Here is a 13,388-nt window from a genome sequence, read left to right on the forward strand (position 1 = left end):
CTGTTGCTTTCCTGTTATGGTATTCTCCTCAGCGCGGCTCGGTAAGGGCCCAATGATGGTAGAACATACTCCCCGTAATTTTTTTGTGTGTCGTAGGTGCGCCACTATCATTTAGTAATTGGAGCGAAGTGGGTAAATAAATAGTTACTATTTGGTGAATAATCTCAATTTAGGTGGGTGGTGGAGATTTTAGGTTACTTATAAACGTGTTAAGATATAATTTATCGATAGCTAAAACGTTTTTGGTAATTTCGAAACAATTACTGACCTTTGGCGTTACTAGTGTAATTGGAAAGCAATGATTGTTTCATTTGGTTCTAACGAAACTGAAAAGATTTGGGATGGTGAAAGAGTCAAGAATCTTCCACCAGAAATTCAACAGATTGGAAGGCGAAAACTTAGAATGCTGAGTAATGCTCAATCAATTGGAGACTTGAAAATCCCACCTTCAAATCGTCTTGAAAAGTTGTCAGGAATAAGGAAAGGCTATTATAGCATTAGAATCAATGACCAATGGAGAATAATATTCTTATGGGAAAACAATCAAGCTAAAGAGGTAGAAATTATCGATTATCATTAATGAAAGGGGAAATTATGGAGAGGTTAGAGAACATTCACCCTGGAGAAATTCTAAATGAGGAATTTCTTTTGCCCATGAATATTTCCGCATATAGGCTATCAAAGGACACTGAAATTCCACAAACTAGAATCTCACAGATTATCAAGGGAAAAAGGAGCATTACTGCAGATACCGCGCTTAGGCTTAGCCTTTACTTTGGAACAAGTCCAAAATTTTGGCTCGGCCTTCAAGATGATTTTGATATCGAGGAGGAGCGTAAAAGAATGTCAGAAGTATTGATGCGGATAAAAGCAATTGGAAAGAATGCGTCGCAAAATGTGGCTTAGCTCATTGGCGTTGCATAACTTATCTTTTTTGTTTCGACCTGATCATATAACTAGCATCTTTTCTTAGGTTTCTGTTTCCCTATTCACCCTTAAAAAATTCACCACCGCCACCGTTTCCAGAATGGTGAATATCCCACCGGCTGCTATCAGCGCATGCATCAGGCCAAAGCGGTCGGCCATCCATCCGAAGAGTGGCCCCAGCACGCTAAAGAATATGCGAATTACAAAGTTGCGCACCGAGAGTATGGTGGCACGCGACTCCGATGGCGAAATTTTGTTTATGGTGTTCTTGAATACGGGAGTGGCTATGCCACGGGCAAGGTAAAATGCCAGCAATACGCCGAGTGTCCAAATGGAGGGGAATAATCCCAAAAGTATGTAGCTCAATGTAAGCACCGCAGTTACCATTATTACAGTGCCTTTTAACCCCAGCTTCTCCTCAATGCGATGCGCCCTGAAGGAGGTAATACCCACGGAGAAGTTAAGCACCGTCCATAGAACTCCAAAGGCAGCTAACGGAACGCCCACCTTTTCGAAGTAGGGTTGAGCAAACCAGGCCATGGATAGAGTGCTCGCACCCGTAATTGCTGATAGCAGTATATTCCAGCGCAGCTGCTTGCTATCCACTAGGCTGAACTTCACTATCTTTAGAATATCGACCATACTAACCTTGGCTTGTATCCTCATAATGGCTGGTTCGTAGAGCCACAGGGCAACGGGAATGGCCGATAGGGTAACAAGAGCCTGCCCAATAAAGGGAGCACGGAGGCTCATTCCGGCCAGTAGGCCACCCAAAATTCCAGCCAGCGCTTCGGAGTAGTTTCCGAGCCCGGCCACCTTACCCTCCTCCCTAAGGTATCGCTTCTCCTCACCAGCTTCGAGCAGGGTGTCGTAGAGCAGAGCAGAGTCGGCTCCGGAAATCATGCTTTGCCCAAAGCCCATCACCACCTCGGCAACCAGGAATCCCCAAAAGTTGTTGGCAAAAACATAGACGCTAAAGCCTATGAATCCCAATATATTCCCATAGAGCAGGGAGTTTTTTCGTCCAATAACGTCGGCTAGATAGCCGGAGGGAATTTCGAGCACCACAATGGCAATGCTGTAGACTGCCTGGAGGATAAAAACCTCCTTCATGCTGAGGCCGTGCGACTGGAAGAAAATAACCACCACGGGCATGAAGAGCAAAAACCAGCCGGTGATCTTTAGGTAGTATAGCTTGTAAACATTACTTTTCCACTGCGGCATGGTTGTTGCTTTTTAATTTTAACTGAAAGCCAAAAATCGCTTGCAATTTGTGCAAAAATTGTCAATTTTACCAACAATTGAACAGCAAGGTTTCCCTCCCTGAGAGGCGCAAAAATGACTACTTTTTTAACATATAACTATTAACTAACTACTACGAACTATGGGAATGACCTTAGTTGAAAAGATTATAGCCAATCACTCCAAGCAGCAGGTTGTTAAGCCTGGCGACATCATCGATGTGCTAATGGATGTGAGGGCTGCCCGTGATTTTGGTGGGGCTAACGTGGTAAAGAATCTGAAGGATTTCAACCTTGGCGTTGACGATGCTTCAAAGACCTTCTTCACCTTCGATTGCAACCCTACAGGATCGGACCAGAAGTATGCAGTAAACCAGCACATTTGCCGTCAGTTTGCACGCGAGCATGGCATTAAGGTTTACGACATCGACGCCGGTATTGGCACCCATATTCTTGTGGCGGAAGGGCTGGCATGCCCTGGCTCAACGGCTGTTACCACCGACTCTCACGCCAATATTCTTGGTGCTGTTGGTGCATTTGGACAGGGAATGGGCGATCAGGATATTGCCGCTGCTTGGGCCAACGGAAGCGTTTGGTTTAAGGTTCCGGAATCGGTTAAGATTACGCTTACCGGTAAGCGTCCGGCAGGTGTTACAGCCAAGGACATTGTAATGAACCTGATGACCACCTTTGGCGCCAATAAGTTGCTGGGCTACTCTGTGGAATTTTATGGAGAGGCGGTAGACGAGCTCACGCTCGATGAGCGCATCACCGTTGCTTCCATGGGAACCGAAATGGGCGTTATCATTCTGCTCTTTACGCCCAACAAGGAGGTAATGGAGTACTGCCAGGCCAGAGCTGGAAAAAATCTTCCGCTCGTTACTGCCGATGCCGACGCTAATTACGCTGAAACATACCAGTTCGACGTATCTAAGTTCGTGCCCATGGTTTCCCGTCCCGGTAAGCCGCACGATACCGTTGATGTAAACACAGTGAAGAAGTCGAAGATTGATTCTGCCTTCATTGGTAGCTGTACTAACGGACGTATGGAAGACATGCGTGCTGCTGCTCAGGTTTTGAGCGGGAGAAAGGTTGCTCCCGGGGTGGTCCTAAAAATTGTTCCCTCCACCGATGCGGTTTGGCAGCAATGCCTTGAGGAGGGGTTGATTAAAATATTTAAAGATGCAGGAGCTTTGGTGTCCAACGCCGGATGCGCCGGATGCGCTGCCGGACAGGTGGGGCAGAATGGGGCAGGGGAGATCACCATCTCCACAGGTAACCGAAACTTCCCCGGCAAGCAGGGAAAGGGCGAGGTTTACCTTGCTGCACCTGCTGTTGTGGCAGCCTCGGCTGTTGCAGGCTACATCACCACGCCCAACGACATACCGGCCAAACCAGCGCTCTTTACCGCCTCCGACATTAAGGCGAAGGAGCATCGAATGGCTGCTGCCGAAAAGGTGAAGAGCGATAAGCCAACCATTGTGGAGGGCCGCGTGTGGTTTATCAAGGAGGACAACATCGACACCGACATGATTTTCCACAACCGCTACCTTGCCATTACCAATATTGCCGAAATGGGTCAATACGCCCTCGATAACCTCAAGGGATACGAGGACTTTGCCAAGAAGGCCAAGGCAGGTGACATCATTGTAACGCAGAAGAACTTTGGTGCAGGTAGCTCACGCCAACAGGCTGTGGATTGCTTCTTGGCGCTGGGTATTAGCTGCATCATGGCCGAGAGTTTTGGCGCCATTTACGAGCGTAACGCCATCAACGCAGCTCTTCCCATTATGACCTGCTCCTCGCTCGATGGGCTTTCGCTTGCAGAGGGAGATACCATTCGCATAAATCTCGAAACAGGTAAGGTGGAGAACATCACTAAGTCAACCGCCATCAAAGCTAACCCGTTCTACGAGGTGCAGATGGAGATCTACCAAAAGGGTGGCCTGTTTTAACTATTAGTGGCATTTTGATTGAGATGATTCAGATTATCTAAAAAGAAAAAGTCATGGCAAAAACATTCATAGAGAAGGTGCTGGGAGCCAATGAGGGTGCAATAGTATTTCGCAAACCTAATATTGTGCTTACTCACGACAATACAGCCTCCATCAAGAAGACATTTGAAAAGATGGGAGGCTCGAAGCTCTTCGATCCAAACCAGCTGCTGGTGGTGCTCGACCACAATGCTCCACCAACTGAAAGCAAACTGGCCAACGATTACCAATCCATTCGCCAGTTTGTGCAGGAGCAGGGTATCACCAAGTTTTACGATGCCGGACGGGGCATCTGCCACCAGCTGATGAGCTACCATGCTCGCCCGGGAATGATTATTGTTGGTTCCGACAGCCACACCTGCACCGCAGGGGCATTTAATGCGCTGGCTGCAGGAATTGATAGAACCGAAGCTGCCGGATTGTATAAGCGCGGAGAGACATGGTTTCTTGTTCCTCCCTCCATGAAGATAACCTTACGTGGAAGGCTGCGCCCCGGTGTTTATGCCAAGGACATTTCGCTGTGGATAATTGGCAAGATTGGCACCGATGGTGCCAACTACATGAGCATAGAGTACCATGGCGAGGGAGTGAAAACGCTATCTATCTCTGAGCGCATGACCTTGGCAAACCTAGCCTCGGAAATGGGCGCGAAGAATGCCGTTTTCCCTGCCGATGAGGTGTTGGAAAAATTCCTTGGCAAGGATATGCGGCCAGGTGTTTGGGCCGATGCCGATGCTAAGTACGCTGCTGAGCTCGAAATCAACCTCGATGAACTATTTCCAGTGGTGGCAGCACCGCATACGGTTGAGAATATCAAGGCTGTTTCGGAGGTGGAGGGAACACCCATTCAGGAGGCTGTTGTGGGTACCTGCACCAATGGTCGTCTCGACGACCTTAGGATTGCAGCCGAGGTAATGGATGGTAAACAGGTGGCTGCCGGCGTGCAGATGCTGGTAATACCCGCTTCAAAGGAGATATACATGCAGGCTATTGAGGAGGGAATTATTACCAAGCTGATGAAGGCTGGGGCGACCATTCTTTCCTCATCATGCGGTCCATGTTTGGGAACTGGGCAGGGAATTCCCGCCGATGGTTTCAACGTAATCTCCACCGCCAATCGTAACTTCTTGGGACGTATGGGCAACAAGAACTCCTCGGTATACTTAGGCTCTCCGGCCACCGTTGCCATGAGCGCTATCCATGGAAAAATTACTGATCCACGAGGAAAGAGCGGACACGATGTATACAAGACCACCATTGCTACGGCTACCACCATCTCCATTCCCATGGGTGAAAACCGGAAGTTGGGCAGTGTGTGGAACTATTCCGATGCTGACAACCTCAACACCGACCAGATGTTTGCCGGAAACCTTACCTACAGCGTCCTCAGCTCCGATGCAGCGGCCATTATGCCCCACCTGTTTAAGGGCTTCGATGAGGCTTTTTCCGACAATGTGAAGGCTGGTGATATTATTGTTGCCGGAGATAACTTTGGATGTGGCAGTTCGCGTGAGCATCCGGCAGTGGGGTTGGCCCATGCAGGTGTTAAGGCGGTATTGGTGAAAAGTGTGAACCGTATTTTCTACCGTAGCTGCATTAATCAGGGCCTACTGCTCATCGTGCATAAGGGGGCCGTTGATGCCTACAAGCCCGGCGATGCAGTGGAACTCGACTTCAAAAATGGAAACATAACCGTTGGTGGCAAGCAGTTTCACTTTGAACCGCTACCTGAAGCCTTAATGGGAATTATTGAGAAGAAGGGACTGGTAAACTATATGAAAACGTTATAGCATTTCATCCAATAAAATAGGACGAGCCGCGATTTTCGCGGCTCGTTTTGCTTTTTTATTTGAAGAGTATTAGATGAACGAATTTGTCAATGTTATTCAGGGATTGACTGTTTTAATAGCACTCTACTATTTACAGTATATTTTCTCAGCATCTGGTATTGATACAAAAAATTTTACATCGCTACCTTCATCATCCTCATAGGTATAACTGCATAAATGGTTGTAACCCTGTGCTTTTAACTCATGGATATCATTGCAAATAGTCCTGATGTCAATAGGCCTTTCACTTAAGGCAGAAGAATCAATGGGTGCAAAGGTATAATTCTCTTTTATTGGTTTAATTGATCTCAACTTGCTGTTTTCGTATTTGAATATGGTGCAGTACAGCCTACATATCCTTGAGTTAATATCCTCTGGCTCCCTTACTAGTGCTGAATCAAGCATCTGTATGGCAAGTTCTACTTCGCCATTATAGAAAAGTGATGCTCCAAGAAACAAAAAGGCATCATAGGATTTTTGATTAATTCTATAATTACTATTTTGAAATAACTTTAAAATAGTTTTGTAGGTGTCATCGCTGTGAAATTGCTTTTCGTTGATAAATGATGTTATCTTTTTATAGGATTTGGGTATTTTTAATCCTTGTGAAGTGTAGAGGGAATATTCGTTTGGTGATGAAAAGCTAAAATTATATTTTGCCTTAATTTTTCCATTTGGCCAGAATTCGCGATAAGAACGAGCACTAAAACCGTTCTTAAAATCTTCCTCCTTTTTAATTTTTCCCATATTATCATACTCATATACAATTCCTTCGATGGTGCCATTGTTAATGTAACCCCTTTCTTTGATTGATCCATTGATGTTGTAATCAATGAATGGACCCGTGTAAGGTTTATCCCCATTCTGATAGTAAATGAAGGTGTTGTATATCTGAAAAAGTTTCTTGTTAGGAATTTTCGATAATTCCAATGGGCGTTTAAGCATTTCTTTAGTTTCAATAACTATTACAGTATCAAATATTTCAAATCCCAAATTCTTGATTTTTACAGAATCGGTATAAATTTTTTGTGACGCTATTTCATCATCGTATAAATGCATGTCATCTGCTGCAATCTCCTTTATAAATGGCATGTTTTGGTAAAAAGGAATTGAATCGATAACATATAATGTTTTCCCTTGCCCCTTGGTAATATGTGTAGATAGGATTAAAGAAGCTATTAGGCTGAATATTAGTTTTGTTTTATTCATAGCGATTGGTGAAAGGTTTATTTCTCTTCTTTAAACAAATATACTCAAATACCTACTTCCACTATGCTCTATTTATTCATTCAGCATTAATCCCCTATATTTGCATTGTGATTGCTGCAGTGAGTAGGGCAAATGATTAAGCGGTATATGCAGAAAGTTGAACTCTCGCTATATTGCAGCGATGACAAGGTTGGTTGTTGTCCGTTGTATCAAAGTAATGGACACTTAAATCCATTCCTTGCTAAATTGCTTGGACGCTGTAAGAAGTTATAAGTAGTATTTGTTAATAATTAGACCTAAAAATATGAAGAAGTTTCTCGTTTTAGCAACGGCACTCATCGCAGTGGCCATTCTATTCAACTCCTGTCAGAAGGACCAAAATACCTCCTTTGATGAATCGCTGCTCTACGGAAAATGGCAGTCGGGAACCGTTTTCTATAAGTATTTGAGCGATTATACCGGCACTACCTGGGATACCGCCGACGATCAAGTAGATGGTGAAGGATTATCGTTTACATGGAGTCTGGATAACAGCGATCTTACACAAATCTATGTTATGGAGCTTGGTGGTACCGTGCCCAAGGTGTATACGGTTACAGTGCTAAACTCTACCACGCTAACCTACCACGACAGTTTTGGGGTGAGCACCACTTTCACCAAGGTAAACTAGTAAATTCCATTCCAGAGGCATGGTGAAGCCAAACCGATATGTAGTGGTAAGGCGTTGCCATTGTGCTGCAATTCACGTTGCTCACTATTCAAAGGTTTCACAATTACGAGTCCAAAAACAATAATAAAAGGCAAATGAAGAAATTTTTTAAACGATTAGCCATAACGCTTGCTCTGCTAATTTTCTTGGTTATTGCTGCCATTGGAGTAGTCGTTTGGTTAGTGTTTACCCCGGCAAGGCTCACCCCAATTGTTAGGACGCAGGCGGCAAAATATATCACCTGCCAATCGAAGATAGGAGAGGTAGAGCTAACCTTCTTTAGCACTTTTCCACACTTTGGATTGAAGGTGAATAACTTTGCTTTAGTGAACCCAACCGGCCATTCCTCATCCGATACCTTGATAAGCGTTGGTGAGCTGGTTGGCGTGGTGGATGTGGAAGCCTACTGGAAGCGTAACGAGATTGTTTTAAACAAGCTACACCTTAGCGATGGAACCGTAAATGTGTTTGTTGATAGCCTTGGGCATGCCAACTACAATGTAATGAAGGTCGATACCACCGCTGTGGTGGATACCTCCCAATCGGCCATGAAATTTAGCCTAATCAACATCGCCGATGTATCGTTAAAGAATATCAACCTTTCCTACGATGACCAACCAATGCGGATGCAGGCTGGTGTTCGAAATCTAACCGCTCAACTTTCGGGATCGCTAGTGTCCGATACCGTGCTTAGCCACGTAAAAGTGAGCGATGGCCTTGTTTCGTTTAGCTATGCAGGCGAGAGTTACCTCGACAGGGCAGCGGTTAAGTTGAACCTACCCATAAAGGTAATCCTGTCGAAGCAGCACATACAGCTTACCGATGCCGAGCTGTCGGTTAACGACCTTGCAGTTGAACTTACCGGTTCGGTGGAGAACGATACCATCAATAAGCGGGTTGTAACCGATATTGGCTATGAGTTTAAATCGTGGTCTATTCCAACCCTGTTGGCACTTGTACCTCCATCATTCCGCTCATATCTAGTCTTTGATGCCGATGGGGAAATCTCTTCGAACGGCACTGTAAAGGGTATCTATTCCAGCACCTCTATGCCCTTGATGGACATTCACTTTCAGCTAAAAGATGGATCGTTGAAGAATAACAGCTTCCATTTGCCGCTAAGCCACATCAATGGAGATGTTGCCTTTTATTCCGATATGAAAAATGATGCAATATCCTACGTTCGTATCAACAATTTTAGCGCTAAAACTCCCCACTCCTCCATTAGCACAAGGGGAACGATAACACACCTTTTTTCCGATATGCACGTCGACTTAGCTTCCGACGCCAATCTTACATTGGATGAATTTTCGCCACTTGTTCCCAAAAGTATGAAGGTGCGGATGGCAGGGAAAGTTTCTGGTAAGATAAAATCGCGCTTCACCATGTCGCAGATGAAAAAGATGCTGCTCGATAGGATGAACCTCTCCGTTTCTGTGGAGTTTGCCGACTTCGACGTTGCCTACGATAGCTTGGCTATGAAGACCAATTACGCCAAGGTTGACTTTGCACTACCCAATCCCAACCCCACCTCGGCAAACACCCGTTTTGTGTATGCAAAAATCAGCACAAAGAGCCTTGAGGCAAGCAAGTTAAAAGCCTATCGTGTCTTTTTTCAAAATGCAAATATTGAACTGGCAACCTCCGATGTGCGCGATACTACTAGAATTCCCGATGTTGCCTGCACATTTTCGCTCGATACCCTCTCTGCCAGCAATGACACCATGAAGTTAGCACTGCAGAAACCGGCAGGGCAGTTTACAATGATGCCACGAAAGGGTAAGAAGATGGAGCCTAAAATTGTTATAACCTACGATGGCGGCAGTATGTTGGCATCGATGGGCGAAACTATTGCTAGTGCTAAAAAGCTACAGTTCAAGGCCGATGTTACCAACGACCAGTCGCAGAAGGATATATTCCTACAGTGGCTGACAACGGGCTTCCTCAATATGGACAACGGAGTTGTTATCCTGCCAACCATGAACCAGCCATTCCAAATTCCCTCTCTCAAGATGGATTTCAACCCAGAGGTGTTTCACATTGAGGATAGTCGACTCAAGATTGCCCATTCGGACTTTAGCCTTACTGGTACCTTAAGCAATATCCTTTCCTATTTCAGGAGCGACTCCCTTCTTCGGGGTGATTTCACCTTTGTAAGCAGCACTACCGATGTGCTGCAACTCATGGGCTTAACAAGCGGTATGGGAGATAGAACGGCCAAATCTGCGCATGAAACCTCCAGTGAATCATCTGGTCCTTACATGGTTCCCAAGGGTATGGATATGGTTCTGCACACCGATATTAAAAATGCAACCATTGGAACAGATACCATCAAGGCCATTAAGGGTGACGTAACCGTAAAGGATGGCACACTGCTGTTGGATGGCTTTCAGTTTGTTACTCCGGCCTCCAAAATGCAGCTAACGGTGTTGTATCGAACACCTAGGAGGAACAACCTCTTTTTGGCTATGGACTACAACATGCTCAGCGTGAAGATAGAAAAATTGCTGAGCATGATTCCCGATATTGACACCATTATGCCCATGCTGAAGTCGTTTAGGGGGACAGGCCAGTTTCATTTTGTTGGTCAAATGAATCTCGACTCACTTTACAATCCAAAGAAGTCAACCATACTTGCAGCCTCCTCCATTCGTGGGCAAGACTTGGTGCTAATGGATGGCACTACCTTTAGCGATATTGCTAAGCGGCTGAAGTTTAACAAGAAGACGCAGAATAAGATCGATAGCCTTTCGGCTGAGTTTACCATATTTAAGCAGGAGATTGATGTTTATCCTTTCCTTATTGTAATGGATAAGTATAAGGCGGTGGTGGAGGGACGCCACAACTTCGACCTCACCTTCGACTACCACATTTCGGTAATCGACTGTCCGCTGCCCATACGGCTGGGGCTAGATGTGTCCGGCAATATCGATGACCTGAAGTATAAGCTCACCAAGTGCAAGTATGCCGACTACTTCCGACCAACATCACGACACACCTTAGCAAATCAGCAGCTGCAGCTGCGCAAGATGATTCACGATGCGTTGCTTAAAAACGTTAAGCCAGATACAGGAGATTAGGACTTTAGCAAATTAGGTATTACAATGCAATGTTGCCACTTCGCTCTGTTGCCAAAGCATGGGCAACAGCGAAAATGGCGGTATAATAATCTTTATATGGTTGGTCGGCTGCCTTTTTAGCAAAAAGATGGCCGAACTGTTTTGCATTGCCCATATTTTTTCTACTTTTGCGCTCCGTAAGAACTGGTTCCGTAGCTCAGTTGGATAGAGCAACAGCCTTCTAAGCTGTGGGTCCCGCGTTCGAATCGCGGCGGAATCACCAAAAGGTGCAAGGAGAGATAACGTAAGTTGTCTCTCCTTTTTGCATGATCTATATTAGCTATTGGATTGCGAGCGATGTAGTGCAGGTAATCATTTGTACGTCAACATATTTTATCTCCCAAACCGATATCCAATACCCGACTCGGTAGTGAGCAAAATGGGCTTTGTTGGATTGTCCTCAATCTTTTTGCGTAGCTGCGCCACAAACACACGTAAATATTGGGTTTGTTCTACATACCCCATTCCCCATATTTCCTTTAAAATGTATTGGTGGGTGAGCACTTTACCTTCGTTTTTTGCAAATAGCGCCAGCAACGAAAATTCGGTGGAGGTAAACTTTAGTACCTCATTGTTTTTATGTACTGTATGGGCTGATAAATCAATTACAAGGGAGCCAAATTTGAGTATTGGCTCGTCCGCAATGTTTTGACTCTGCCTAATGGCAACCCTAATTCGTGCCAACAGCTCTCCTGTAAGAAAAGGCTTTGTGAGATAATCATTTGCACCATTGTCAAGTGCCGTTACTATCTCTTCCTCTGAGCTCCGAACTGAAAGTATGATGATGGGCTTGAAATACCATTCCCTAAGTTTTTTAAGCACGCTTTGGCCGTCGTCATCTGGCAATCCTAAATCAAGAATAATAAGGATTGGTCGAACAGTGGCGGCCATTAGCAGCCCTTCCTTTCCAGTGGAAGCTTCAGCAATTTTATAGCCCTTTGCCGAAAGAGTTATTTCCAGCAATCGACGTATTTGAACCTCGTCGTCCACAATTAATATTGGCCCCGCATCTGTCATTTACATGTAAAGTCAACTGTCTAAACTCATATCTAAAGCGCCAACTGGCAATTTTATTGTAAATAGTGCACCGCCATTTTCCCTATTCTGAGCAATCACTGTTCCTTGGTGTGCCTCAACAAATCCTTTTACGATAGACAATCCCAATCCTGTTCCACCAGTTACAGAATTTTTTCCTCTATAAAACTTATGGAAAACCAGCTGCAAATCTGATGCTGGAAAACCTAATCCTCTATCCATAACTTGAATAGTTAGAATGCCACCGTCATAAAATAGTTTCAGCCTTATTCTGCTGCCATTAGGCGAATGTTGGGTTGCATTTAATACAAGATTATGAAGGACTTGTTCAATCAATCCAAAATCGATGAAAACTAACGGCATTTCAGCGGGAATAATTACTGAAAGTTTGAAGGGTTGTAGTTCTCGTTGTAACGACTCGGATACGCTGTTTGCCAAATCATGAACATCGCACCAGTCAGGGTGCGGGGTAATACGTCCAGATTCGAGGCGGGACATATTCAAAAGGTTTTCGATAAGCCGGTTTAGCCTTACCGAGGCAATATTAATCTCTGAATACAACTTTTTGAGCGTTTCTTCCGGGTAGTTTTGCGAAAGCATTGTATCGGATGCACCCATAATGGTGGCCACAGGAATGCGCAATTCGTGAGAGATTGAGTTGAAGAGAGTTTTATATAGCTTTTCCGATTCACTAATTTCGTACGCCTGTTTTGCTGCATCACGCAAGAACTCGCGGTCAAGTTTTCCTGAAATCTGCGATAGAACGGCTTCCCAAAATTGTTCCTCACCATAGGTAAATTTAGCTGAGGGTCGAACTACTATAACACCGACATTACCGCTATTCCCTTGTAATGGGTAGAATGTATAATTGCCTGAAGGAAGTGTATCCGTGAATTTACCTGCCTTGGTGGAATGCTTAAGAACCCATTCAGCAATGCTGAAATCATTTTCTGAAAGGTTTAGCGGTAGATTGGTATAATCTCTCTCCAGTTGATTAACACTGTTTTTAATAATTATGGTAGAGTCCAAATGAAAATATCGTTGGATATAGTCAGTGGCTGTTTTTGTAACTTCGTCGAGACCAGCGACGACGGTTATTTCTTTTGATAGCTGGTAAAGTGCATGGGTTCGTTCTTCGCGTTGCCTAATTTTTCCTTCCTGTTGTCGAACTCGTGATGTCAAAATTCCATTAAGTAGGGCAATTATAAAAAACATGACCAGCATGAGCACATCCACAGGCTGCTGTACAAACAAGGTAAACTGTGGTGGAATGAAGAAAAAATCCCAGACTAGTGCACTTAAGCCAGCTGCAAGCAAAATGGGAC

Annotated in this window: 11 protein-coding genes and 1 tRNA gene; 7 read left to right on the forward strand and 5 right to left on the reverse strand. The window is 44.8% G+C overall.

The features are described from left to right. Positions 1–298 precede the first annotated feature (298 nt). Positions 299–580, forward strand: a complete 282-nt coding sequence (locus tag VMW01_08140) for a type II toxin-antitoxin system RelE/ParE family toxin (protein HUW06218.1) — start codon at positions 299–301, stop codon at positions 578–580. 14 nt (positions 581–594) lie between these two features. Continuing rightward, the gene (locus tag VMW01_08145; protein ID HUW06219.1) at positions 595–906 is read left to right on the forward strand and encodes a HigA family addiction module antitoxin; all 312 of its coding nucleotides are present in this window, start codon (positions 595–597) and stop codon (positions 904–906) included. A gap of 63 nt (positions 907–969) precedes the next feature. On the opposite strand, the gene VMW01_08150 is transcribed toward VMW01_08145, so the two are convergent. Further along, on the reverse strand, positions 970–2,151 hold the full coding sequence (locus VMW01_08150) for an MFS transporter (GenBank protein HUW06220.1): 1,182 nt from the start codon (positions 2,149–2,151) through the stop codon (positions 970–972). A gap of 160 nt (positions 2,152–2,311) precedes the next feature. Between VMW01_08150 and VMW01_08155 the strand changes: the two genes are divergently transcribed. Together VMW01_08155 and VMW01_08160 are read left to right on the forward strand one after the other, a co-directional pair. Beyond that, entirely contained in the window at positions 2,312–4,123 is a 1,812-nt protein-coding gene (locus tag VMW01_08155; protein ID HUW06221.1) for an aconitase/3-isopropylmalate dehydratase large subunit family protein, read from the forward strand. A gap of 53 nt (positions 4,124–4,176) precedes the next feature. Continuing rightward, positions 4,177–5,952 carry an aconitase/3-isopropylmalate dehydratase large subunit family protein gene (locus tag VMW01_08160; GenBank protein HUW06222.1) on the forward strand — a complete coding sequence of 592 codons (1,776 nt, stop codon included), beginning with the start codon at positions 4,177–4,179 and terminating at the stop codon, positions 5,950–5,952. Positions 5,953–6,078: 126 nt separating this feature from the next. Here VMW01_08160 and VMW01_08165 read toward each other — a convergent pair whose 3' ends face one another. Beyond that, positions 6,079–7,200, reverse strand: coding sequence for a hypothetical protein (locus tag VMW01_08165; GenBank protein ID HUW06223.1), 1,122 nt, complete (start codon positions 7,198–7,200; stop codon positions 6,079–6,081). A gap of 304 nt (positions 7,201–7,504) precedes the next feature. Here VMW01_08165 and VMW01_08170 point away from each other — a divergent pair, with 304 nt between their 5' ends. Both VMW01_08170 and VMW01_08175 read left to right on the forward strand, forming a co-directional pair. Next, positions 7,505–7,870, forward strand: coding sequence for a hypothetical protein (locus tag VMW01_08170; GenBank protein HUW06224.1), 366 nt, complete (start codon positions 7,505–7,507; stop codon positions 7,868–7,870). Positions 7,871–8,004: 134 nt separating this feature from the next. Then, positions 8,005–10,989, forward strand: coding sequence for an AsmA-like C-terminal region-containing protein (locus VMW01_08175; GenBank protein ID HUW06225.1), 2,985 nt, complete (start codon positions 8,005–8,007; stop codon positions 10,987–10,989). 19 nt (positions 10,990–11,008) lie between these two features. Here the strand turns inward: VMW01_08175 and VMW01_08180 are convergent, their stop codons facing one another. Continuing rightward, the gene (locus VMW01_08180) at positions 11,009–11,143 is read right to left on the reverse strand and encodes a hypothetical protein (GenBank protein ID HUW06226.1); all 135 of its coding nucleotides are present in this window, start codon (positions 11,141–11,143) and stop codon (positions 11,009–11,011) included. A gap of 31 nt (positions 11,144–11,174) precedes the next feature. Here VMW01_08180 and VMW01_08185 point away from each other — a divergent pair. Then, positions 11,175–11,251 (forward strand) — tRNA-Arg (locus tag VMW01_08185). Between the two features lie 110 nt (positions 11,252–11,361). On the opposite strand, the gene VMW01_08190 is transcribed toward VMW01_08185, so the two are convergent. Both VMW01_08190 and VMW01_08195 read right to left on the reverse strand, forming a co-directional pair. Next, on the reverse strand, positions 11,362–12,045 hold the full coding sequence (locus tag VMW01_08190) for a response regulator (protein ID HUW06227.1): 684 nt from the start codon (positions 12,043–12,045) through the stop codon (positions 11,362–11,364). Between the two features lie 12 nt (positions 12,046–12,057). After that, positions 12,058–13,388, reverse strand: a 1,331-nt coding sequence (locus tag VMW01_08195; protein ID HUW06228.1) for an ATP-binding protein, incomplete at its 5' end; no start/stop codon positions are given.

The sequence above is a fragment of the Williamwhitmania sp. genome, assembly GCA_035529935.1.
Classification (GTDB): domain Bacteria; phylum Bacteroidota; class Bacteroidia; order Bacteroidales; family Williamwhitmaniaceae; genus Williamwhitmania.

Bases quoted from the DNA above. Each gene is read 5' to 3' on its own strand.
- VMW01_08140 (HUW06218.1), top strand. From the start codon at position 299: ATGATTGTTTCATTTGGTTCTAACGAAACTGAAAAGATTTGGGATGGT.
- VMW01_08145 (HUW06219.1), top strand. From the start codon at position 595: ATGGAGAGGTTAGAGAACATTCACCCTGGAGAAATTCTAAATGAGGAA.
- VMW01_08150 (HUW06220.1), bottom strand. From the start codon at position 2,151: ATGCCGCAGTGGAAAAGTAATGTTTACAAGCTATACTACCTAAAGATC.
- VMW01_08155 (HUW06221.1), top strand. From the start codon at position 2,312: ATGGGAATGACCTTAGTTGAAAAGATTATAGCCAATCACTCCAAGCAG.
- VMW01_08160 (HUW06222.1), top strand. From the start codon at position 4,177: ATGGCAAAAACATTCATAGAGAAGGTGCTGGGAGCCAATGAGGGTGCA.
- VMW01_08165 (HUW06223.1), bottom strand. From the start codon at position 7,200: ATGAATAAAACAAAACTAATATTCAGCCTAATAGCTTCTTTAATCCTA.
- VMW01_08170 (HUW06224.1), top strand. From the start codon at position 7,505: ATGAAGAAGTTTCTCGTTTTAGCAACGGCACTCATCGCAGTGGCCATT.
- VMW01_08175 (HUW06225.1), top strand. From the start codon at position 8,005: ATGAAGAAATTTTTTAAACGATTAGCCATAACGCTTGCTCTGCTAATT.
- VMW01_08180 (HUW06226.1), bottom strand. From the start codon at position 11,143: ATGGGCAATGCAAAACAGTTCGGCCATCTTTTTGCTAAAAAGGCAGCC.
- VMW01_08190 (HUW06227.1), bottom strand. From the start codon at position 12,045: ATGACAGATGCGGGGCCAATATTAATTGTGGACGACGAGGTTCAAATA.